We start from the raw sequence: 792 nt of genomic DNA, 5'->3' as shown, positions 1-792 counted from the left end.
AGTTCAGTTCTTATTTCATTTAAAAAATCTACTGAAGTTTCTGCAAAAGCTTTTATAATTTCTCCAAATTTAATTGGAATTTTTCCGCCTAATCCAACTGGAGCTAAATCTATTTCTATTTCTGGTAAAATTTCAGCTAATTTATCTACAATAACTGGTAAGAATTTTCCAATTGTAATTGGAGCAATAAATGGTGATAAAAATTGAGTAAGTTGAGAAATTGCATTAGAAATATGTTTCATATTAGCTCCGAAAAAGTTCAGAAAATCGGAAATTACTCCTGATATAATTTGTGCAAATGCGTTAGCTACATTTTGGAAAAATGAATATGCTGAATTTATGAAATCAGACGCAATTGAGGATAGAAATTCAAAAGCTCCTACAACTTGTTGTTCAAACCATGAAACAAATCCTTGAATTGTAGAAATTGCAGTTTGTACAAAATTCTGTAAAATTGTTAAGAAATTAGTTGCAATATTTGTCATAAAAGTAGGAATATCGGAAATTGCTTGTCCTAGGAAACTTGTAATATTTTTGATATCATTAACAATTGCATTAATAAAATTTATAAAATCACTAGATATCCAGTTTGTGAAATTTTCCAAATTTTCAATTTCATCTGCAAAGAATGTTCCTAACTCACCTAAATTCAATAGAAAACTCATATTGATTAAATTGTTTCTTTTCAAAATTATAAACATTACTAAAAAAATACAAAACTAAAAGTTCTTTCAATTTTTCGTTTGTTACTTTTTTGCATTCATCTGCTGAAAAATTGTAATGACAAGAATA

1 protein-coding gene is annotated in these 792 nt (G+C 26.6%); it reads right to left on the bottom strand.

Going from position 1 to position 792, the window contains the following annotated elements:
* Nucleotides 1-665, bottom strand: a 665-nt coding sequence (locus ABD077_RS25135; RefSeq protein ID WP_343914946.1) for a hypothetical protein, incomplete at its 3' end; no start/stop codon positions are given.
* Nucleotides 666-792: the final 127 nt, after the last annotated feature.

Source organism: Aquimarina litoralis, assembly GCF_039523995.1.
GTDB classification, from domain to species: domain Bacteria; phylum Bacteroidota; class Bacteroidia; order Flavobacteriales; family Flavobacteriaceae; genus Aquimarina; species Aquimarina litoralis.
Note: the sequence above shows the minus strand (reverse complement) of the source record. Positions and strands in the feature narration are given on the sequence as shown.